This is a genomic window from Kitasatospora sp. NPDC059812 (assembly GCF_042732075.1).
Taxonomy (GTDB): Bacteria; Actinomycetota; Actinomycetes; order Streptomycetales; family Streptomycetaceae; genus Kitasatospora.
The window spans coordinates 11,837-33,137 of sequence record NZ_JBHWIO010000004.1 but is presented as its reverse complement, the minus strand read 5'-3'; the positions used below and the strand labels follow the sequence as shown (position 1 = coordinate 33,137).

Below are 21,301 nucleotides of genomic sequence, written 5' to 3'. Positions count from 1 at the left end.
GCGGGGGCGGGCCGCGCCGCGCGCGGCCGGGCCCCCCCCCCCCCCCCCCCCCCCCCCCCCCCCCCCGACCGCCAAGTACTTCCTGGTGCTGCTCGCGCTCTGCGAGCCCCGGCTGCGCTCGCCCTCCGCCGCCGTCGTCCCCGGCGTGACGGACGTGCTGGCCCGGCTGCGCGCCCTGCCCTCCTGCCACGGGCTGACCCGCTCGGCGGTCAACTACCACATCGACTACCTGGTGTGGACGAAGCTGCGGCTGCGCGAGCCGTACGAGGACGGGCCCGGCGGCGGCAAGCGCGAGGAACTCGCGTCCCTGGCACTGAAGTTCGACCTCGTCCGGGAGGAGCACCTGGCCCTGCTCCCGCCCCGGCGCCCGGTCGCCCGACCGTGAGGCCCGCCGGCCAGCCGCCCGCCGGTCAGCCGCCCGTCGAGCCGGTACCCGCCGAACCGGCGTCCGAGCAGCGGGTGCCGGAGAAGGACCAGCCCCTGCCGGAGCGGCAGTTCGAGGTGCCGGCCGGCTACCGGCTCGCGGGCTACCGCATCGGTGCCTACCTCGGGGCCGGCGCCTGGGGCAGCGTGTACGCGGCCGAAGGCCCCGACGGCACCCCGGCCGCCGTCAAACTGCTCAGCCCCGCCCGGCTCAGCCCCGGCCAGCGCCGGACCATGACGGAGGTCGCCCGCAGCGAGATGCGCTTCAGCCGCCGCGCGGACCACCCCCACCTGATCCGCACCCTCGCCGTGACGGTCGTCGACGACCCGGCCCACCCCGGCCTGGACGGCGCCGTCGCCCTGGTGATGGAACGCGCCGCCCGCAGCCTCCAGGACGTCCTCGCCGCCGCCCGCCCCGGCGCCCCGGTGCCCGGTGCCGAACGCGTCCTCACCGAGGTCTGCGCCGGGCTCACCCACATGCACCGGGGCGGCTGGGTGCACGGGGATCTCAAACCGGCCAACATCCTGCTGATGGCCGACGGCACCGCCAAGATCGCGGACTTCGGCCTCACCGCCGAACTGGAGGGCACCCACGCCTACGCGCCGCCGCTCGGCTCGCCCGACCACGTCCCGCCCGAGTGGTGGTCCGAGCGCACCGGCGCGCGCGGCGTCGCGGTGCGCCCCAGCGCCGACATCTGGGCCTTCGGGGTGATCGCCCACCAGGTGCTCACCGGCGGCCTGCACCCGTTCCTCGGCGCCACCGCCCGGGCCCGCTCGCTGGCCGCCCAGGCGTACGCGCGCGGCGCGGCGCCGCTGCGGCTGGACGAGGCGCTGCCCGGGCCCTGGCGGGCCGTGGTCACCGCCTGCCTGGCCCCCGGGCGGGAGGAGCGGGCCCGCACCGACCTCGCCGCGATGGTCGCCGGGGCCGTCGCGCGTCCGGCCTGCCGCCGCGGCGCCGCCCTGCGGGCCGCCACCGGCCTGCTGGCCTGCGCCGCCACCGTGCTCGCCCTGACCGGGGCCCCCGAGCCGGAGGCTGCGGAGCAAGGCGCGACCGTACCCGCCGCGGGGTCGGCCGCCCACCCGGCCGCGCCCCCGCTGCCCGGCGCGATCCCGGCCGGCTCCGACGTCCCGGTGGCCTACCGCGGCATGATCGAGGACGCCGCCCGGCGCTGCCCCGAGCCCGAGATCACCCCGGTGCTGCTGGCCGCGATGCTCAAGGCCGAGAGCGGCTTCGACCCGAACGCGGCCCGCCCCGAGACCGGCGAGTACGGCATCGCCATGTGGACGCCCGCCGTCTTCGACGCCTGGGCGAAGGCCGCGGCCCACGACGGCCCCAAGTCCTACCTGGACCCGGGCGACGCGATCGCCGCGATGGGCAACTACGTCTGCTGGCTGGACCAGCAGCTCAAGCACCGGGGCTTCACCCGCGACCTGCCGGCCCTGGTCACCGCCGCCTACCGGACCAGCGACAAGACGGTGGCGGCCGCCGAAGGTGTCCCGGAACGGGTCCGCCCGCACGTCGACAAGGTGCTCCGGTACCTCGCCGACTACGGTGGGTGAGCGGGCAAAACGGGATGACCTGTACCACATCCCCCCGTATCCCGGCGCGGTCAGCCGGGTGGGCGGCCCCCGGTCTGGGATGCTCGGCGGCATGATCACGAAGCTCCGCGCGGCCACCGCGCAATGGACCGTCGTCGTTCCGGTGGTGTCGTTCGTCGTCCTCGCCCTGACCTGGCACCGGGACCTGCCCGGTTGGGTGGTGGGCGTCGTCGCCTGCTTCCTGGCCGGCGCCGTGCTCGCCGCCGTGCACCATGCCGAGGTGATCGCACACCGGGTCGGGGAACCCTTCGGATCGCTCGTGCTCGCGGTGGCGGTCACCGTGATCGAGGTCGCGCTGATCGTGACGCTGATGGCCGACGGCGGCTCCAAGTCCGCCACCCTGGCCCGGGACACCGTGTTCGCCGCCGTGATGATCACCTGCAACGGCATCCTCGGCCTGTCCATCCTGGTCGCCGCGATCAAGTACCGGACCGCCGTCTTCAACGCCGAGGGCACCGGCGCCGCGCTCGCCTGCATCGGCACCCTCGCCACCCTCAGCCTGGTGCTGCCGACCTTCACCACCAGCTCCCCGGGCCCGCAGTTCTCCACCACCCAGCTGGTCTTCGCGGCCACCGCCTCGATCGTGCTGTACGGGCTGTTCGTGACCACCCTGACCTTCCGGCACCGGGACTACTTCCTGCCGGTCACCCCCGAGGGCCGGGTGCTCGACGAGGAGGACCACGCCGCGCCGCCGACCGCCAAGGCCGCCTGGATCAGCCTGCTGCTGCTCGGCGTGGCCCTGGTCTCCGTGGTCGGCCTCGCCAAGGGCGTCTCGCCGACCATCGAGCACGCCGTGGACGACGCCGGACTGCCGCACTCCGTCGTCGGCGTCGTGATCGCCCTGCTCGTCCTGCTGCCGGAGACCATCGCGGCGCTGCGCGCGGCCCTGCGCAACCGGGTACAGACCAGCCTCAACCTGGCCCTCGGCTCGGCGCTCGCCAGCATCGGCCTGACCATCCCGGCCGTCGCGATCGCCTCCTCCTGGCTCTCCGGCCCGCTCGTCCTCGGCCTCGGCCCGGCGCACATGGTGCTGCTGACCCTGACCATCGTGCTCGGCACCCTGACGGTCATCCCGCGCCGGGCCACCCCGCTCCAGGGCGCCGTGCACCTCGCCGTGCTGGCCGCCTACGTGGTGCTGGCGCTCAACCCCTGACGCCGCCGCAGCAGTTCCCCAGAGCCCCTGCCTCCGACACCGCCGTCGGAGGCAGGGGCTCTGCGGTCTCCCGGGGGAGCGTGCCGGACGGCGGCCCGCCGACGGGCCGGGCGCCGTTTCCGGCGCGGTGGTCAACGGCGGGCTCCGAACCGGCGGGTGACCGCGCGCCCGCCCCGGTGGCCGGTATTGACCGGTCATCGGGGCGGGCCCGCGTGTCGGGGCGGCGGGCGGGTGCCGTGGTTCTCTATCGTCCGTCTCGGACCGCCGAGTCCGGCCGCGTCCGAATGGCCCCGTCCGAACGAACCTGTCCGAATGGCCCTGTCCGAGTCCGTCCGGGGCCCCCTGCGGCCCCGTCGGGCCCGCAGCCGATCCGACCCCGTGGGAGTGCGTGATGCCCGGCCCAGAGCAGCAGGTGCCCGCAGACGGCGGTCGGGCCCCCCGGCCCGCCCGGACCGAGGAGGACGCCGACGTCATCGTGGTCGGCGCCGGCCCGGCCGGCTCCACCGCCGCCTACCACCTCGCCCGCACCGGCCTGGACGTCCTGCTGCTGGAGAAGTCCGCGTTCCCGCGCGAGAAGGTCTGCGGCGACGGCCTCACCCCGCGCGCCGTCAAGCAGTTGACCGACCTCGGCATCGACGTCTCCGAGCAGGCCGGCTGGCTGCACAACCAGGGGCTGCGGCTGATCTCCGGCCGGCGCGCGCTGGAGTTCGACTGGCCCGAGCTGTCCGCCTACCCCGGCCACGGACTCGTCCGCCGGCGCGCCGACTTCGACGAACTGCTCGCCCGCCGGGCCGCCTCGGCCGGCGCCCGGCTGATCGAACGGGCCAACGTGGCAGGCCCGTTGGTGGACGAGCGGAGTGGCCGGATCACCGGCGTCACCGCGAAGCTCGGCGACGAGCGCCGGCCCGTCAGCTACCAGGCGCCGGTCGTGGTCGCCGCCGACGGCAACTCCACTCGCCTCTCCGTCGCGATGAAGCGCTACCGCCGCACCGACCGCGCCATGGGCGTCGCCTACCGCACCTACTTCACCACCCCCCGCCACCAGGACCGCTACCTGGAGGCCTGGCTCGACCTGCGCGACCCGGGCGACCCCGCCCGCCGTCTGCTGCCCGGCTACGCCTGGGTGTTCGGCATGGGCGACGGCACCGCCAACGTCGGCCTCGGCGTCCTCGACACCGCCCACGTCGACCTCGACTGGCGCGACCTGCTCCGCCGCTGGTGCGACAGCCTGCCGCCCGCGTACGGCTACACCCCCGACGCCGTCACCGAGCCCGTCCGCGGCTCCGCCCTCCCGATGGGCCTCAACCGCCAACCCCACTACGCCGACGGCTTGTTGCTCATCGGTGACGCCGGCGGCACGGTCAGCCCCGGTACCGGCGAAGGCATCGCCTACGCGATGGAATCCGGCCGCTACGCCGCCGAGACCATCGTCCAGGCCCTCGCCCGGCGCACCGACCGTGGCCGCGAACTGGCCCTGCGCGCCTACCCGCAGGCGCTGCGCTCCGCCTACGCCGGCTACTTCGCGCTCGGCCGCCTCGCCGCCGACCTGCTCGGCCGGCCCAGGTTGCTCGGCGCGGCCGGCGCCGCCGGGCTCGGCCACCCGGCGTTGCTGAAGGTGGCGTTCCGGCTCATGGTCAACCTCACCGAGCCCAACTCCAACGACGCCCTCGACCGGCTGCTCCACCTGATCGGGCGGGTCGCGCCGGGGCGCTGACGGGTGGTTGCGCGGCGCGCCGGGGTCGATGCCGGACCGCTCAGTCTTTCGGGTGAACCGGTCCGGCGTCCCGGGGTTGGCCGGAACCGGGGAATTCGGTGCGTCTTCGGCCTAGTCGTGTTGACGGATGATCAGCTGATCCGCTTGCCTGGTGTCGAAACGGACACGGAGGGTGAGCAGGACGTCCCCTCCGTGCGACCCCCCTCACGACGGAGACACCGTGCGCCTTCGCCTTCGCCTGCTCGTCGCGCCACTCGCCGCAGCCGCCGCCCTGATCGCCCCGAGCATCCCGGCCGCCGCGGCCGACACCGCCACTGCGGGCACCTCCACCGCGGGCGGCTCCGCCCGGGCCGCCACGCCCCCCGACGAGTGCTCCGCCGACTTCCACCAGGGTGACAAGCGGCTCGGCCCCGCCGACCTGCCCACCACCGGCCGGGTCGGCCGGGAACTCGTCGGCTACCAGCGCACCGGCTCCCTGAGCGAGCAGCAGTTCCTCACCACCTACTACGACCCGGCCGGCAACAACGGCGCCGGCGGCTGGATCTACCCGCCGTCCGACGGCTACGTCACCCTGCCTGACGGCACCCCGGTCGAGTTCGATCTCACGCTCTACCCGAACCAGAACATCGACCGCTACGGCAGCGAGTACGGCGCCTTCCTCGCCCCCGAGGGGCTGCCCTACTCCACCCGCTCCATCCCGCCGCAGAGCCTCGACGGCACCCCGCCGGCGGGCTGCAACTACCACGACTACAAGGTGGTCAAGCCCTTCAAGGTGCACGCCGGCCCGATCGCCCCGTGGTTCGGCCAGCCCGGCTGGGGCCTGCAGTACCAGCTCGACGCGGCCCTGGTGCCCGGCGGCCCGGCCAAGCTGAACGTGCTCTGGCTGGTCGACAACGGGTACCTGTCCCGGATCGTCTGACCCGGCCCTCCGGACGGCGCACGGCGGGCCCGCCGTGCGCCGTCCCGCTCACCGGACGTCACCGGGCGGCGGGGGCGGATTCCCGGCCGGGGAAATTCGCTGGCGGGCACCGGAGCGGGCGGGATAGGAAGGCCGGATGAGCACCACCGAGAACTCCGCCGAGCGGCGCGTCCTGCGGCCCGCCACCCTCGACCTGGGCGACTTCGCGCTGCGCCCCTGGGGCAGGGCCCTCGACCTGCCCGGCGGCACCGTCCCCGCCCTGGTGGCGGCCGCGGCCGACCCGGAGATCGCCCGCTGGAACCCGCTGCGGATCGCCGACCCGGCCGACGCCGAGGCCTACCTCGACCGCTGCGACACCGGCTGGGCCGAGGGGCGCGCGGCCGCCTTCGCGATCACCGACGCCCTCGACGGGACCCTCCACGGCAACGCCTTCCTGGGCTGGACCAACCAGTCGGACGGCATCGCCACGGTCGGCTACTGGCTGCTCCCCACCGCCCGCGGCCGGGGCATCGCCACCCGCGCCGCCACCGCCGTCACCCGCTGGGCCGTCGCCACCGCCGACGCCCGCCGCATCGAGCTCTGGCACGGAGTCGGCAACGAGGCCTCCTGCCGCGTCGCCGTCCGCGGCGGCTTCCGCCACGAGGGCACCACCCGGGCGTCCTACCGCTACGGCGACGGCGACTACGTCGACGAACACCTCCACGCCCGCCTCGCCACCGACCCGGACGCCGGGTAGCCAGGCCCGCCGACCGGCCGCCGCGCGGGTCCTCCCGGTGCCGGTAAACCGGTGGGCCGCAGGCTGCGCGCACGGCGGGGGAGCGGCCTAACCTGGAAGGGCGCGTACGGTGCGTGGCCCGGGAAGGGAAACGGTCGGCCATGACGGTGATCTCGGCGGCTCTCTTCGGTACCGATTGGCGCCCTGCGCCGGCCGGTTCCGCCGAACTGCTGCGGGAGTGCGCCGCCCGGGGCTGGACGGTCGTGCTGACCGGGCCCGGGCCCGGCGGGGCACCGGCCCTGACCGTGACCGCCCCCGGGCGTGACCCGGTGCGGGCCGCGCTGGAACTGGTCGGCGGCACGGCGTCGCACGCCGTGGCGGTGGCCGGCAGCGTGCGCGAGGTGCTGGCGGCGCGGCGGGCCGGGGTGCCGTGCGTCGCCCTGGCGGCCGGTGCGGACGCCGGCCCCGAGCTGCGGGCGGCGGGCGCGGTCGAGGTCCACCGCGACGCCGACGCCCTGCTGCGCGTCCTGGACGACAGCCTGCTGGCCCGTCCCCGGGCCTTCGGCCCCGTGGGCGCCGCCGCCGGCGCCGTACCACACGCCGTAACCGGCGGCCCCCTGAGCGGTTAGCGCCTGCCCGTACCGGGCAACCGCCCGGGTGCGAGCACGTCACCGGAAGTGTCGGAGGTGACCGAGATGGACGGACCCGCGTTGAGCGGATGGGAGCGACGGCTCCTTGAGGAGATCGAGTCCGATCTGCGCCAGGACACGCGCCTCGACCGGAAGTTGAGCACGATGGGCGCCAAGCCGCCGAGCCGGGCCCGGCGCGTGCTGCGCGGCGTCGGGCGCCGCCTGTCCGCCGGGGTGGTGCTGACCGCCCTGGTGATGTCCGCGATCTGCCTCAGCATCGGCGTGCGGACCCCGACCACCGCGGTGCTGACCGCCCTCGGGGTGGTGTGGGCGGCCTCGGTGGCGGCGGCGATCGCCACCTCGGCGCTGCTGCGCCGCCGGGCCGCGGGCCGGGGCGAGGGCCGGGACCGGACTGCGGGCCGGGACCGGGGCGAACGCCGGGCCGCACCCCCCGACCGGGACGAGCGCCGCGAACGCCGCCCCTGGGACCAACCGGAGGCATGATGACCACCGACCTGTGGGAGTACCGTCCGGGCCCCCACCACGCCGCCGACCTGAGCCTGACCGGGTACGAGGTGCAGGCGACCGACGGCCCGCTCGGCCGGGTCGAACAGGACACCGGGGACCACCTGCTGATCGACGCAGGGCCCTGGGTGGCGGGCACCCGGTTGTCCGTCCCGGTCGGCCTGGTGTCGCGGATCGACCACCTCGAGCTGACCGTCCACCTGGACTGCCCGCGCGCCCGGCTCAGCCCCGCCCCGCCCGCCGTCGTCCATCTGGGTTCTGCCTGCGACCCGCACCGGCACTGAGCCATGGGCTGGCCGTCCACCACGCTCACCGGCCGGACGATCGCCTTCCTGGTCGCGCCGTACGGGGCGGAGCAGATCGAGCTGACCTCGCCGTGGCAGGCGGTGGCCGAGTCCGGCGGCACCCCGCGGTTGCTGTCCACCGGGCCCGGCCGCGTCCAGGCCGTCCGGCATCGAGCCCCGGGCGACACCTTCGCCGTCGACGTCCTCGTCGCCGAGGCGCGGCCGTCCGCCTTCGACGGCCTGGTCCTGCCCGGCGGCGTCGCGAGCCCCGACGCGCTGCGGCTGGACGAGGCCGCGGTGGTCTTCGTCCGCGCCTACTGCGCCTCCGGCCGCCCGGTCGCCGCGATCTGCCACGCCGCCTGGACCCTGATCGAGGCGGACGCCGTCCGCGGCCGCACCCTCACCTCCTGGCCGAGCCTGCGCACCGACCTGCGCAACGCCGGCGCCCACTGGGTGGACGAGGAGGTGCACGTCTGCCGCGCCGGCCCCGGCCCCCTCGTCACCAGCCGCCGACCCGCCGACCTGCCGGTCTTCAACGACACCCTGGTCACCGAGTTCGTCCACGCGGCGAAGCGCCGGAAGGGGTGAACCCGCGTCCCCGCCCTGGGGAGTTCCGGGTCAGCCGAGGCCCGAGGTACGCAGGGGGGGCGGTCAGTCGCCGCGCAGCCGGACGAAGGCGGCGGCGGGCGGGCGGCCGGTGAGGGTCAGTTCGGCGCGCAGCGGGCCGGTGAGGGGGTGGACCGGGCCGTGCTCGGGGTCGGTGACGGGCGGGCCGGCGAGGGGAGCGGCGGCCTCGGCGACCTCGCGGGCCTGGACCGGGGTGAGCCGGGGGGTGCTGAGGAGCACCCGGCCGTCGTCGAGTTCGAGGACGAGGGCGTGCGGACGGGAGGCCGGACCGGTGAAGGCGCGGACGGTGGCGTCGAGGGTGTCGCTGCGGCGGTACTTGACCCAGGCGCGGCCGGCGCCGCGCGGGCGGTAGGGGGAGCCGGCGGCCTTGCAGACCAGGCCCTCGACGCCGGTGTCGGCGAGGCGGGTCATCCAGTCCAGCGCCTCCGCCCGGTCGGTGGTGGCCAGGACCGGCTGGATCGGCGGCGGGACGTCGGCCAGGGCGGCGAGCAGCAGCCGGCGGCGGTCGGTGAGCGGCAGCCGGCGCAGGTCGCGGCCCGGCAGGGCGAGCAGGTCGAAGGCGATCAGACCGAGGACGACGTCCGGGGCGGCGGCCCGGGCCCGGCGGGTGCGCAGCAGTTCCCCGAAGGCGAACCGGCCGGCCCGCCAGGCGACGAGTTCGGCGTCCAGCACCAGCCCTTCGGGCAGCCGGGCGACGGCGGCGGCGATCGGTGGGAACTCGGGGGCGAGGTCGCGGCCGGTGCGGGACTGCAGGACGGGCGGGCGGGCGCCGCGGGCGAAGGCGACGCAGCGGAAGCCGTCCAGCTTCAGCTCGTACTGCACGCCCGCGCCGCCCAGGCCGTCGGCGGGCGGGACGTCGGTGACGGCGGCGGGGCGCATCACCTCGACGGGCGGGTGGAGCACCTGGCGGGGCTGCTCCTGGCGGGGCTGCTCCTGCCGGGTCGCCGGGCCGGCGGGGAGCGGTCGGGCCCGCTCCGGGTCCAGCAGCGGGGCGAACAGGTCGCCGTGGGCGGCGAGGCGCTCCGGCACCTCGGCGAGGGTGAACACCAGGTCGTCCGCCGTGCCGGCGCGCTCCAGCTCGGCCCAGGACAGCGGGGTGGAGACCGTCGGCAGCGGCCGGGCCCGGAGGGTGTACGGCGCGGCGGTGGTCTTCCTGGCGTTGTTCTGCGACCAGTCGACCAGCACCCGGCCGGCCCGCCGGGCCTTCGCCATGGTGTGCACCACCAGCTCCGGGCGGTCGCCCTCCAGGGCGGCCGCGAGCGCCTTCGCGTACGCCGAGACCCGGGCGCTGGGGGTGGGCTCGATCGGGACCAGCAGGTGCAGGCCCTTGGAGCCGGAGGTCTTCACCCAGGCCGCCAGGCCGTCCGCCGCGAGCCGCTCGCGCAGCAGGACGGCGACGGTGCGGCAGGTGAGGACGGACGCGCCCGCGCCGGGGTCGAGGTCCAGGACGAGGCGGTCGGCGAGCCCGGGCGCGGCCGCGTGCCACTGCGGGACGTGCAGTTCCAGACAGCCCAGGTTGGCGGCCCAGAGCAGCGCGGCCCCGTCGTCGAGGACCACCTGGCGCAGGCCACCGCCGCTGCTCGGCACCTCGACGGTGCGCACCCAGCGCGGGGTGCCGGCCGGCGGGTTCTTGGCGATGAACACCTCGGCCTCCACGCCGTCCGGGCAGCGCAGGAAGGAGACCGGGCGGTCGCGCAGGTGGGGCAGCAGGGCACCGTGCACGGCGGCGTAGTAGCGCAGCACCTCGCCCTTGAGGGTGCCGGTGCGCGGGTAGTACACCTTGTCGAGGTGGGAGAGCGCGAGGGTGCGCCCGTCCACCGTGAGCTGCGGCATGGGTGCTCTCCGGAGCCTGGGCGGGCCTGTGCGTGGCCCCGCAGCCAGTCTGCCCGGACGGCGGCGGGGGCGCAGCCGGTCCACCGGCGTCGGCGGCGGGGGCGCTCAGCCCCGCGCGGGGGCGGCGGGCCGGGGCGCGCCCGGGTAGGTGCCGAAGTACCACTGGTTGCCCTCCGGGTCGGCGGCGGCGAAGTCGCGCGAGCCGTAGTCCGTCTCGGTGAGCGCGGTGGTGATCCGGGCCCCGGCGGCGACGGCGCGGTCGTGCACGGCGTCCGGGTCCGCGGTGACCACGTACGCGGTGAAACCGCCCGGCCGGCTCGGGCAGGGTGCGCCGCCCTCGGGCGTCTCCCGGTCGGAGCCGAGCATCACGCCGCCGCCCTCCGGCCAGGCCAGTTCGGCGTGGGCGACGAACCCGCCCTCACCGTAGGCGACGACCTCCTGGAAGCCGAAGGCGTCGACCAGGAAGCGGATCAGGGCCCGGGCGTCGGTGGCGCGCAGGCTGGGCCAGACCTGCGGGGCGGGGGCGGTGCCGTCCATGGCTGTCTCCTCCGGGGGGCTCGGGTTGCTTACGCCTCCCACTCTGCGGCCGCCGCAGCCGCCGCGCCTTGGACGTTTCGGAACTTCGCCTCCTCCGGCCCCTCCGCCGCCAGCCATACGCTCGGCGCGGCCCCGGCCAGGGCGCGGAACTCCCGGGCCAGGTGCGCCTGGTCGAAGTACCCGCAGCGGACGGCCAGGTCGCCGAGCCGGGGCGGCGGCGAGGCGGCCAGCAGATGGCGGGCCCGGTCGAAGCGGATCACCCGGGCGGCGGCCTTCGGCGTCAGACCGGTCTCCCGGCGGAACCGCTCCTGGAGGTGCCGGGCGCTCCAGCCGGTCTCCCGGGCCAGCGCCGCCACCGGCAGGGCGCCGTTGCTGCGCCGCAGCGCCCGCCAGGCCCAGCCGACCTCCGGCGGCACCCGCCCGGACGGACGGGCGGCCCGCAGCAGCGTCCCGTCCAGCACGGCGAAGCGCTCGGACCAGGTGCGCGCGGACTGCAACTGCTCCTGGAGGCGCGGGCCGAGCCGCCCCAGCACCTCCTCCGCCGGGAGGTCGATCCCGGCCAACTCGCCGGCGGGCAGCCCGAACAGCGCCCGGGCGGCCAGCGGGTGTACGGCGATCTGCACGCCGGACTGCCGGCCGTCGTGGGTGATCAGGGCCGGGCCGGTGTGCAGGCCGCCGAGCAGCGTCGGGTAGCTGCCGGGCGGCTGCGCCGGGTCGGGGTGCCCGGCGATCACCAGCGGCTCGTCCAGGGTGAGGATGAACGTCAGGTACGGGGACGGCAGGCCGCGGTGCAGGGCGGGCGGGATGCCGCGCTGGCGGTATCCGGAGTACCAGGCCACGTACGGGCGCAGCGCGGGCGCGGGCCGGGCGCGGACGGCTTCGTCGATCAGGCCGGCGTCGGTGTCGGCGGCCGGGTCTGCGGCCTCGTCGGCTGCGGCTGCGGACGTCTCGGGGGCTTCCGTCGTCACGTTTCCAGTATCGGCGGCCGGAGGGGCGCGTACCGCAGTGGAACGGGCGTCCTGGACAAATGCGCACCGGGGCGGCCGAGTTCGGCCGTCCAGCGGGTGCCCCCGGGTGGAGCGTCCGTCTCGTTCAGTGGATCATGCTTTTTTGTCGGGCGAGATGCGCGCACACTGATGGGCATGGGAAAGCAGTACGAGAGCATCAACGGCAGGCTGCGGGCGTTCATCGAACGGCAGCCCGTGTACTTCGTCGCGACCGCGCCCGTCTCGGCCGACGGGCACGTCAACGTCTCGCCCAAGGGCCGCTCCGGCACGCTCGTGGTGATCGACGAACTCACCCTCGCCTACCTGGACTTCGGCGGATCCACCGCCGAGACGATCGCCCACCTGCGGGAGAACGGCCGGATCACGCTGATGTGGTGCGCCTTCGACGGCCCGCCGACCGTGGTGCGGGTGCACGGCCGGGGCGAGCCGGTGTTCCGCGACGACCCGCGCTTCGCCGGGCTGTTGGGCCGCTTCGACCCGGCCGTCGACGGTTCGGGGCTGCGGGCGATCGTGCTGGTGCGGGCCGAACGGGTCAGCGACTCCTGCGGGTTCGCCGTCCCGCTGATGGACTACCGCGCCGACCGCGAGCTGCACGCGCAGTACTTCGGCCGCAAGGACGAGGAGGAGTTCAACACCTACTGCGAGGGCAAGCAGTACGTCGGCACCAGCATCGACGGCCTGCCTGCTCTCCCGCTGCCGCTCCCGCCCCGGCCGGGCACGGCGTAGGCCCTGCGGGCCGTCAGGCCTGCGCTACGGGCAGGGTTCCTCGACGCGCATCGCGGTCAGGCCGATCACCTGCCCGGTCAGCACCTCGCCGGCCGCCGGGCTCTGCCCGCACACCTGCCACTCCCACTGCACCACCACGACCCGCCCCCGCGGATCGGCGTCCCGCACGCTGACCGGGTACCAGAGGGGCAGCAGCGCCCGTGCCGCCAGGACGGTCTGGCCGCGCAGCTCGGGCATCGGCGGGTGGGGCGGGCTGGGTGCGGGGATCGCGTAGCCGGGCCGGTCGTCCGGCGGCAGCGTGCGGCCGGGATCGGTGTGCGGATCGCAGGCGGCCAGCCCGAGCGAGGCCACGAGCACGAGCAGGGTCCAGGTGCGGCGCATGATCCCCCCGGTGGAATTCGCCTACGGTCCCGGCGAGCCGACCGTACCTGCCGTGCGGCGCGCCGGATCGGTTCGTGACCGGCTCGCGGCCGGAACGTCGCCACCTCGGTACGCGCCGGGGCCCGGCCGGGGCCCCCGGGGAAGCCCGTGCACGAGCGGAACGGGCACCGTGCGGCGCTGCGCGGGCGTGTGGTCGGCCGCGGCGGGCGGGAACGCGACGACGCCGCCGCACCCGGGGAGGGTGCGGCGGCGTCGGGGGCCCTGGACAGGTGGGCCGAGGGGTGGGGACTACTTGCCCAGACCGGCCTTGACGGAGCAGATCGGCCAGGCGCCGGGGCCCTGGGCGGCGAGGACCTTCTCGCCGATGGCGATCTGCTGGTCCTTGGTGGCCTGGTGGGCCTGCGGGGCGTACGCGGTGCCGCCGAAGGCGGCCCAGGTGCTGGAGGTGAACTGCAGGCCGCCGAAGAAGCCGTTGCCGGAGTTGACGGCCCAGTTGCCGGTGGCCTCGCAGGAGGCGACCTTGTCCCAGACCGTGGCCGGCGCGGCGGAGGCGCTGGTGGCCGTGACGAGGCCGGCGACCGGCAGGGCGGTGATCGCCCCGGCCATCAGAGCCATCCGGACGCGGTTGCGGCGCTTCGGGGTGGCAGTGGTGGTGGCAGCGGCAGTCTCGTTACGGAAAGTCATGCGGGTCCTTTCGGAGGGGGCTGCGAGCGTGCGGAACCAGGCCCTCGGAAGGCCGTTGGTTTCGGGGGACACGTTGCTCGCCTGGTCCGGCACCGTTCCGGATCCGGGGCGGTGAGGCCGACCGGAGCGGAGTGCTTGGTGCAACGAGTTCGAAGGTACGGGGGCGATTGAGGCGGTTTCAAGGATTTGGAGGTTTAGGCACGTCAGGGGGCTGTTACCGGTCGTAAGGATCAAGGAAATGACATGATTTGGCCCGATTTGCCACCATTTGCAAGATCAAACCACTCGGCGAAGTGGCCTGCGTCACGCCGCATGCCCTGTGAGCCCGCCCACATCGTCGACAGCGCGTGACGGCCCACCAGCCCCCGGTGTCGAAATCGCCGCACCGTCCGGCGCCCCGGGTGGCCCGCACCACAACCCTCACCGGGAGGGCCCCCTCCGCTCACGCACGGTGGCGGGCATAGCCTCGGGGCCATGAGCAACGAGAGCGATGCAGAGGACGTGGAGGCCGTCGGCGGCGCCGAGGAGCCCGGGGTGGCAGCGGCCCCCGCGGGCTTCGAACTGGGGACGGACGGGCCCAAGGTGATCCTGGCGGGGCTGGACGGCTCCGACTCCTCCTGGCGCGCCACCGCCTACGCCGCCGGGCTGGCCCGCCGGCAGGGCGCCACCCTCGCGGTCGCCTACGTCCAGCCGATCCTGGGTGCGGCCACCGCCCTGGCCGGGGCGGCGGTGGAGGAGACCACCCAGGAGATCGCGGACGAGCTGCTGTCCGCCCTGCGCGAGGCCGAGCACCACGTGAAGGAGGTGTGGCGGGTGGAATGGCGCTTCCTCACCATGCGCGGCGACCCCTATACGGGGCTGGCCAAGCTCGCGGACGAACTGCGCGCCGACGCCGTCGTGGTCGGCGCCTCCGAGCAGGCCGGGCACCGGGTGATCGGCTCGGTCGCCGTCCGCCTGGTGAAGGCGGGCCGCTGGCCGGTCACCGTGGTGCCGTAGCGCGGCCGGGCCGCCCGGCAGGGGGCCGGGCGGCGGCGGGTAGGGTGCGTGACCATGACGGAAACGCCGGGCGCGCACCCCACCGGGCCCGCCCACCCGACCGGCAGCGACCTGCACCTCGACCTCCCCGCCGTCGGGGGCCGCCGTGCCGCGCTGATGGCGGCCCTGCGCGAGGCGATCCGCAGCGGCCGACTCGCCCCCGGCACCCGGCTGCCGCCGTACCGTGCGCTCGCCGCCGACCTCGGGCTGGCCCGCAACACCGCCGCCGAGGCGTACGCCGAACTCGTCGCGGAGGGCTGGCTGACCGCCCGTCAGGGCTCCGGCACCGCCGTCGCCGAGCGCGCCGAGCCCGTCCCGCCGAGCCCGTCCCCTCGACCCTCCCTGCGGCCGGGGCCCGTCCACGACCTGCGCCAGGGCCAGCCGGACGCCGCGTCCTTCCCGCGCACCGCCTGGCTGGCCGCCGCCCGGCGGGCGCTGACCGCGGCGCCCAACGAGGCCTTCGGGCCCGGTGATCCGCAGGGACGGCCCGAACTGCGCACCGCCCTCGCCGACTACCTGGCCCGCGTCCGCGGAGTGCGCACGGACCCGGACCGGATCGTGGTCTGCTCGGGCTTCGCCCACGCGCTGCGGCTGCTGTTCGCCGGCGGGGCGCCCGCCCTGCCGCCCGAGGCGACCGGGCCGCTGGCCGTCGAGGCGTACGGGCTGGGGTTCCACCGCGGGCTGCTGGCCGCCGCCGGGGTCGCCACCGTGCCCCTTCCGGTCGACGAACACGGCGCCCGGCTCGGCGGGTTGGCGCACCGTCAGGACGTCCGGACGGCCCTGCTCACCCCCGCCCACCAGTTCCCGACCGGCGGACCGCTGCACGCCGGCCGCCGCGCCGCCGTGGTCGACTGGGCGCGCGGGCGCGGCGGCCTGCTGCTGGAGGACGACTACGACGGCGAGTTCCGCTACGACCGCCAGCCGGTCGGCGCCGTCCAGGGGCTCGACCCCGAGCGGGTGGTCTACCTCGGCTCGGTCAGCAAGAGCCTGTCGCCGGCGCTGCGGCTCGGCTGGATGGTGCTGCCGGACCACCTGGTCGACCGGGTGCTCGCCGCCAAGGGCGAACGCGAGGGCTGGGCCAGCGCGTTGGACCAGCTGACCCTCGCCGAGCTGATCGACTCCGGCGGCTACGACCGGCACGTGCGGCGGATGCGCCGTCGCTACCGGGAGCGCCGCGACCAGCTGGTGGCCGCGCTGGCGGCGAGCGCCCCGCACGTCGGGGTCTCCGGCGTCGCGGCCGGCCTGCACGCCGTCCTGCGGCTGGAGCCCGGCACCGAGGGCGCGGTGCTCCAGGCCGCCGCCCGCCGGGGCCTGGGCCTGGACGGGCTCGCCGACTTCCGGCACCCGGGGATCGGCCCGGAGGCCATGCCGGTCATGGACGGCCTGGTCGTGGGCTACGCCACGCCGCCCGACCACGCCTACCCGGCGGCGCTCGCCGCGCTCTGCGACATCCTGCCGCCGCCCGCCTGAACCGGCCGGACCCGGGGCGGCCGGACCGGCACCGGCCTGCCGGGCGACGGGCCTCGGGTGGCCGTCCGGGGCGGCGGGCGAAGCATAGGGCCCCGGGCGGGGGAGTGGGGGCGGAACGCGGCCGGGCTGGTCCACGGTGTCCGCCCCCGACTCGTGCGTCGGTACGGACCGGGGCGGAGCGGGGCAACGGAACCGGTACGGCGCCCTACGCTCCTTGGTCATGCGCAGAACACATTTGAGCCGTGTCGCCCTCGCCGCGTGCCCGGCCCTCGCCGTCGGTCTGCTCCTCTCCGCCACACCCGCCCAGGCTGACACCCCGCTGCCGTTCACGGCCGTCTCCGACCGGCAAACGACCGTCCGGGGCGGCGAGTTCACCCTGACCCTGACGCTCAGCAACCCGTACGACACGCCGATCCAGTTCGTGTACCAGAGCGTTCAGCCGACCTACCAGACCAGTCTGGAGAACGGCCTCAAGTTCGCCGCCACGGCCTGCGGCACCCAGACCAACGGCTGCAGCGACAACGTCCACGGCGGGATCGCCCGGTACAACGTGCCGCTCGCCCCCGGTGCCACCAGCAGCTTCACGGTCACCTACACCGTGGCGCCGGACTCGACCTGCGGCGCGGCGACCAGGATCGACTTCTACTCCTACCTGTACTACGAGTACAAGGGGGGCGAGGCCAAGAACTCCGGCATCGTCGGCATCCCCGGCAGCCAGATCGCCTGCGCCTGACGCATCGCCCGACCGGCGCTGCCCTCGCCGCTTCCCCGTCGCACCCCCACTGCGCATCCCCGATCCCCCGTCAGGTGCCGGCCGCCCCCGTCCCGGCACCTGACGGGCCGTTCGCGTGCCCGGAGCCCGGTGGCGGGCCGGTGCCCATGGTCGGGGCGCAGCTGACCTGCCCCGTTTCGCCGCCCCCGTTGACGATCCGCTCCCGCCGATGTCGTACGGGAGGTACGCCTGTCGTACGGGAGGTGCGCCGCCTGTCCGCTTTGTCCGGGCGTGCGTGCGGTCGCGGGCGGGCGTCGGTCGCGCGGGATCCGCGGTGGCGAACGGATGTTCTCGCGACCCGGGGCCCGAACGGAATGGGACTGCTTCAGATTCACCCTATCGGGGGGTAGTCGGTCTCCGCGCGGGTCCGGCCGGGCGCTGGTGATCTAGGGTTCCCGATGGGCCGCCGGGAGACGGTGGCCGTGATCGCGATGAATCGCCAACACCCCCATCGATACGCGTGTCTGATGATCCGTCATGGCATCAGTCGGGGTGGGCAGGGACGACTCCGTCGCCGTCCGACCCTGACCGCGTGATCCGACCAGATGAATGGAGACCCCTGCCGATGCCCGTGGACACGAGCCCGGAGACAGCGCAGGTCCCGCAGCAGTCCAGCCTCACGACGGCCGCTGCCCGCAACCTTGCCACCACGACCAAGTCCGCACCGCAGATGCAGGAGATCACCTCCCGCTGGCTGCTCAAGGTGCTTCCCTGGGTACAGGCCGCCGGCGGCGCCTACCGTGTCAACCGACGGCTCACCTACACCGTCGGCAACGGTGTGGTCGAGTTCATCAAGACCGGCTCCCAGGTCCGGGTGATCCCCGCCGAGCTGGGTGAGCTCGCCCTGCTGCGCGGCTTCGAGGACGAGGAGGTGCTGACCGCCCTCGCCGACCGCTGCGAGCAGCGCGACTTCGGCCCCGGCGAGGTGCTCACCACCCAGGGCGAGGCCGCCGACCGGATCTTCCTGATCGCGCACGGCAAGGTCAACAAGATCGGCACCGGCAAGTACGGCGACGACACCGTGGTCGGCGTGGCCGGCGACGGCGACCGCTTCGGCGACGACGCCCTGCTGAACCCGGACGCCGCCTGGGAGTTCACCGCCACGACCGCCACCGCCGGCGTCGCGCTCACCCTGACCCGCCGCGACTTCGCCGCCATCCGGGACAACTCGCCGAGCCTCCAGGAGCACCTGCTCGGGTTCCTGGCCCTGCCGCAGCAGGCCCAGAACGAGCGCGGCGAGGCCGAGATCGCCATGTCGGCCGGCCACCACGGCGAGTTCGAGCTGCCCGGCGCCTTCGTGGACTACGAGCTCAAGCCCCGCGAGTACGAGCTGAGCGTCGCGCAGACCATCCTCAAGGTCCACACCCGCGTCGCCGACCTGTACAACGAGCCGATGAACCAGGTCGAGCACCAGCTCCGGCTGACCATCGAGGCGCTGCGCGAGCGCCAGGAGCACGAGCTGGTCAACAACCCGGAGTTCGGCCTGCTCAACAACGCCGACTTCGACCAGCGGATCCAGACCCACTCCGGCCCGCCCACCCCGGACGACCTGGACGAGCTGCTCAACCGCCGCCGCGACCCCGACTACCTGCTCGCCCACCCGCGCGCGATCGCCGCGATCGGCCGCGAGTTCAACGCCCGTGGCCTGTACCCCCACCACGTCGACCTCGGCGGGCAGCAGGTGCCGGCCTGGCGCGGGGTGCCGATCCTGCCGTGCAACAAGATCCCGATCACCAAGGAGAACACCAGCTCCATCCTGGTGATCCGTACCGGTGAGGACAACCAGGGCGTCATCGGCCTGCACCAGAACGGCATCCCGGACGAGTACCAGCCGTCGCTGTCCGTCCGCTTCATGGGCATCGACGAGAAGGCGATCATCTCGTACCTGGTCAGCGCCTACTACTCGGCCGCGATCCTGGTGCCGGACGCGGTCGGCGTCCTGGAGAACGTCGAGATCGCGCACCGCCGCCACTGAGGACGGCCGACAAGGGGCCCGGGCCGTAACCGGCCGGCTCGAAGATCGTTTGACCTGATGACGGACGGCCCGCCCCCGGAAGGCGGGCCGTCCGCCTGATCGTGCCCCATCACGTCTGATCGCGTCTGATCACGCCTGCCCGCGTCCTCCTGCGGGCCGGGCGGATCGCCCTGTTCTGATCCCGTCCCTGGCGACCCGAGAGGTGAGTGGAGCCCATGCCGCAGCGCCGGCAGTCCCGACGGATATCGCTGGACGGCGGTGGGGGTGCGGCCTCCGGTCGGCGGACCAGGCTGATCGGCGCCGCGGTCGGCGTGGTCGCGATGTGCGCCCTGGTCGGCGGCGCCTCGGCGTCCGGCACCGAACACCACGGCGGGGAGCAGCCGCACGGCACGACCGTCGACTCGTGCGTCTGCACCGGGACGGACGTGTCGGTGCAGGTCGGGCCGGGCGGGGACGTGAACGTCGGGGTCGACGTGGACGTCCAGGTCGGCGTCACCGTCGCCCCGACGGCCGACGCGCGGCACCAGGGTCCCAAGCCCCCGCACCGGCACCACCCGTGCCGCACGCCGAAGGCCGCGCCCGGACCGGCCTCACCACGACCCTCGGACACCACGGGGTTCCGCCAGCAGCCCGGCCGCCCGGACGACGAGCACGGCGGGGACGGCGGCCACGGCGGGGACTGGTGGCACGGGGACTGGTGGCACCACCACCATCACCACCCGCACCCCTGCCCGAGCCCGACGGCGACCCCGACGCCGAGCCCCACCCACACGCCCAGCCCCACGCCGACCCCGACGCCGAGCCCCACGCCGACGCCGAGCGCCACCCCGACGCCTTCGCCGACGTCGAAGCCCAGTCCGACTCCGACACCCGTCCCCACGGTGTCGCCGACCCCCGCGCCGACAACGCCGGCTCCCAGCAGGACGCCTGGGCCCACCTCACCGCCGGCGGCGCCCGCGCCTGCTCCGCCGCCCGCGCCGAACCCGCCCGCGCCGAACCCGCCTGCACCCCCGGCGCCGGCCCCGGCGGCACCCGCGCCCCCGCCGGACCCGGCGGCCCCCAGTCCGGCCACGCCGACTCCGGTGCGCCCGAGCCCGCTGTGGCCGACCCCGGCGGCGCAGCCCGTCTACCACGTGCGGGCGGCACAGCCGCCGGCCCCGCCGCAGCACCACCACAACGCCCCGGCGACGACCACGATGCTGCTGGTCACCGTGCCCGCCATCCTGGCGGCGGCGGCCCTGCGCCCGGGCCGTGGACGCGGCCGCGGCCGTTCCGGGCGGTCCTGACCGCCCCACCGAGGCGGCCCGCCCCGGCCCCGGTCCGGCCCTGGAGCCCGACCTGCCTGGGGCCGAGTCCGACCCTTTGTTCCGTCACAAGCCGAGCCAGAGAAGGGAGTTCCCATGTCCGAATGGTTGGCGTTGGCCATCGCGATGGCGGCGGCCTGTGCCGTCGTGGTGGCGGTGGTGGTGCTGCGGCACCGCCGGGTGGGCACCGAGAAGAACGTCGACGAGACGCCGGACGTCATCGACTACATCACGATGATGATCGGCGTGGTCTACGCGATCGTCCTCGGTCTCGCCCTCGCGGGCGTCTGGGAGGCGCGCGGCGCCGCCCAGGACGACCTGTTCCGGGAGGCGCAGTCGTTGCAGGAGGTGAGCGACCGGGCGGTGGTCTACCCGGCCGAGTTCCGCGACCAGGTCCGGGCCGACGTGGACGCCTACGTCTCGTACGTGGTGAACGTCGAGTGGGAGTACATGCGCAAGAACGGCGAGATTTCCGACAAGGGCACCGAACTGCTGGACAAGCTGCGGGTGGACGTCGCCACCCGGCCGCCGGCCTCCGAGCTGGAGTCGCAGTCCTACCAGCCGATCATGGACCGGATCAGCCAGGCCGACGACGCCCGCAACTCGCGCGGGCAGAACGCCGGGCCGACCATGCCCGGGGTCGTCTGGTTCGGCCTGATCACCGGTGCGGTGGTGACCGTCGGCATGCTGTTCGCGCTGCAGATCCGGCGCACGCCGAGGGAGTTGGTTTTGGCGGGCTGCTTCAGCGCGCTGATCGCGTTCCTGCTGTTCATGATCTGGGACTTCGACGATCCGTTCGGCCGGAGCGTCTCGGTGACCACCCAGCCGTTCGTCGACCTGTTCCCCTCCCTCGGGCTGAAGGGCTGAGCACGGCTCGCTGAACCTCGCCGAAGCACGGTGGGGGGGGGGGGGGGCGTCGGCCGGGGCGCCGCCGGGGGGGGGGCGGGGGGCGTGCGGGCGCGCGGGGGGAGTGGTGAGATGTGGGCGGG

General features: G+C 75.2%; 21 protein-coding genes and 2 pseudogenes. 17 read left to right on the top strand and 6 right to left on the bottom strand.

What is annotated here, in order from left to right:
• From ACFV6D_RS03185 to ACFV6D_RS03140, 10 genes and pseudogenes are all read left to right on the top strand, one after another.
• A pseudogene (locus tag ACFV6D_RS03185) lies at positions 1–385 on the top strand (serine/threonine protein kinase); the annotation flags it as partial.
• Entirely contained in the window at positions 382–1,983 is a 1,602-nt protein-coding gene (locus tag ACFV6D_RS03180) for a protein kinase (RefSeq protein ID WP_380558088.1), read from the top strand. The pseudogene ACFV6D_RS03185 and the gene ACFV6D_RS03180, both read left to right, overlap by 4 nt.
• Before the next feature lie 91 nt (positions 1,984–2,074).
• On the top strand, positions 2,075–3,175 hold the full coding sequence (locus tag ACFV6D_RS03175; RefSeq protein ID WP_063351661.1) for a calcium:proton antiporter: 1,101 nt from the start codon (positions 2,075–2,077) through the stop codon (positions 3,173–3,175).
• 391 nt (positions 3,176–3,566) lie between these two features.
• On the top strand, positions 3,567–4,889 hold the full coding sequence (locus ACFV6D_RS03170; RefSeq protein ID WP_063350605.1) for a geranylgeranyl reductase family protein: 1,323 nt from the start codon (positions 3,567–3,569) through the stop codon (positions 4,887–4,889).
• Between the two features lie 220 nt (positions 4,890–5,109).
• Positions 5,110–5,808 carry a TNT domain-containing protein gene (locus ACFV6D_RS03165; protein ID WP_380558085.1) on the top strand — a complete coding sequence of 233 codons (699 nt, stop codon included), beginning with the start codon at positions 5,110–5,112 and terminating at the stop codon, positions 5,806–5,808.
• Between the two features lie 136 nt (positions 5,809–5,944).
• Complete coding sequence (locus ACFV6D_RS03160; protein ID WP_063350606.1) at positions 5,945–6,544, top strand: GNAT family N-acetyltransferase; 600 nt, start codon at positions 5,945–5,947, stop codon at positions 6,542–6,544.
• 140 nt (positions 6,545–6,684) lie between these two features.
• Entirely contained in the window at positions 6,685–7,152 is a 468-nt protein-coding gene (locus tag ACFV6D_RS03155; RefSeq protein ID WP_380423969.1) for an HAD family hydrolase, read from the top strand.
• Positions 7,153–7,218: 66 nt separating this feature from the next.
• A complete protein-coding gene (locus ACFV6D_RS03150) occupies positions 7,219–7,656 on the top strand; it encodes a hypothetical protein (RefSeq protein WP_380493789.1) in 438 nt (145 codons plus the stop codon).
• Positions 7,653–7,961 (top strand): PRC-barrel domain containing protein, encoded by a 309-nt coding sequence (locus tag ACFV6D_RS03145; protein WP_380558082.1) that lies wholly within the window; start codon positions 7,653–7,655, stop codon positions 7,959–7,961. Before ACFV6D_RS03150 ends, ACFV6D_RS03145 begins: the two co-directional genes overlap by 4 nt.
• Positions 7,962–7,964: 3 nt before the next feature.
• A complete protein-coding gene (locus ACFV6D_RS03140; protein ID WP_380423972.1) occupies positions 7,965–8,549 on the top strand; it encodes a type 1 glutamine amidotransferase domain-containing protein in 585 nt (194 codons plus the stop codon).
• Positions 8,550–8,612: 63 nt separating this feature from the next.
• Here the strand turns inward: ACFV6D_RS03140 and ACFV6D_RS03135 are convergent, their stop codons facing one another.
• The 4 genes and pseudogenes from ACFV6D_RS03135 to ACFV6D_RS03120 form a co-directional block, all read right to left on the bottom strand.
• Positions 8,613–9,467 (bottom strand): DNA ligase, encoded by an 855-nt coding sequence (locus tag ACFV6D_RS03135; RefSeq protein ID WP_380423975.1) that lies wholly within the window; start codon positions 9,465–9,467, stop codon positions 8,613–8,615.
• Between the two features lie 75 nt (positions 9,468–9,542).
• Positions 9,543–10,421 (bottom strand): annotated as a pseudogene (gene ligD / locus ACFV6D_RS03130) (non-homologous end-joining DNA ligase); the annotation flags it as partial.
• Positions 10,422–10,526: 105 nt separating this feature from the next.
• Complete coding sequence (locus ACFV6D_RS03125) at positions 10,527–10,958, bottom strand: VOC family protein (RefSeq protein ID WP_380423973.1); 432 nt, start codon at positions 10,956–10,958, stop codon at positions 10,527–10,529.
• Positions 10,959–10,987: 29 nt separating this feature from the next.
• Positions 10,988–11,926, bottom strand: coding sequence for a helix-turn-helix domain-containing protein (locus ACFV6D_RS03120; RefSeq protein ID WP_380558079.1), 939 nt, complete (start codon positions 11,924–11,926; stop codon positions 10,988–10,990).
• Between the two features lie 174 nt (positions 11,927–12,100).
• Between ACFV6D_RS03120 and ACFV6D_RS03115 the strand changes: the two genes are divergently transcribed.
• Positions 12,101–12,691, top strand: coding sequence for a pyridoxamine 5'-phosphate oxidase family protein (locus ACFV6D_RS03115; RefSeq protein ID WP_380558076.1), 591 nt, complete (start codon positions 12,101–12,103; stop codon positions 12,689–12,691).
• 24 nt (positions 12,692–12,715) lie between these two features.
• On the opposite strand, the gene ACFV6D_RS03110 is transcribed toward ACFV6D_RS03115, so the two are convergent.
• Together ACFV6D_RS03110 and ACFV6D_RS03105 are read right to left on the bottom strand one after the other, a co-directional pair.
• Positions 12,716–13,072 carry a hypothetical protein gene (locus ACFV6D_RS03110; RefSeq protein ID WP_363377459.1) on the bottom strand — a complete coding sequence of 119 codons (357 nt, stop codon included), beginning with the start codon at positions 13,070–13,072 and terminating at the stop codon, positions 12,716–12,718.
• A gap of 288 nt (positions 13,073–13,360) precedes the next feature.
• Positions 13,361–13,756, bottom strand: a complete 396-nt coding sequence (locus ACFV6D_RS03105; protein ID WP_063350615.1) for a transglycosylase family protein — start codon at positions 13,754–13,756, stop codon at positions 13,361–13,363.
• A 474-nt stretch (positions 13,757–14,230) separates the two neighbouring features.
• On the opposite strand from ACFV6D_RS03105, the gene ACFV6D_RS03100 reads away from it, so the two are divergent.
• From ACFV6D_RS03100 to ACFV6D_RS03075, 6 genes are all read left to right on the top strand, one after another.
• Positions 14,231–14,752: a universal stress protein gene (locus ACFV6D_RS03100; RefSeq protein WP_363377458.1), complete on the top strand. Its 522-nt coding sequence runs from the start codon at positions 14,231–14,233 to the stop codon at positions 14,750–14,752.
• Positions 14,753–14,806: 54 nt separating this feature from the next.
• Positions 14,807–16,261, top strand: a complete 1,455-nt coding sequence (locus ACFV6D_RS03095) for a PLP-dependent aminotransferase family protein (RefSeq protein WP_380558073.1) — start codon at positions 14,807–14,809, stop codon at positions 16,259–16,261.
• Between the two features lie 220 nt (positions 16,262–16,481).
• Positions 16,482–16,994: a hypothetical protein gene (locus ACFV6D_RS03090; RefSeq protein ID WP_063350618.1), complete on the top strand. Its 513-nt coding sequence runs from the start codon at positions 16,482–16,484 to the stop codon at positions 16,992–16,994.
• 604 nt (positions 16,995–17,598) lie between these two features.
• Positions 17,599–19,008, top strand: coding sequence for a family 2B encapsulin nanocompartment shell protein (locus ACFV6D_RS03085; protein ID WP_063350619.1), 1,410 nt, complete (start codon positions 17,599–17,601; stop codon positions 19,006–19,008).
• Between the two features lie 215 nt (positions 19,009–19,223).
• On the top strand, positions 19,224–20,294 hold the full coding sequence (locus ACFV6D_RS03080; RefSeq protein WP_380558070.1) for a hypothetical protein: 1,071 nt from the start codon (positions 19,224–19,226) through the stop codon (positions 20,292–20,294).
• Positions 20,295–20,408: 114 nt separating this feature from the next.
• Positions 20,409–21,179: a hypothetical protein gene (locus ACFV6D_RS03075; protein ID WP_380377020.1), complete on the top strand. Its 771-nt coding sequence runs from the start codon at positions 20,409–20,411 to the stop codon at positions 21,177–21,179.
• Positions 21,180–21,301 lie beyond the last annotated feature (122 nt).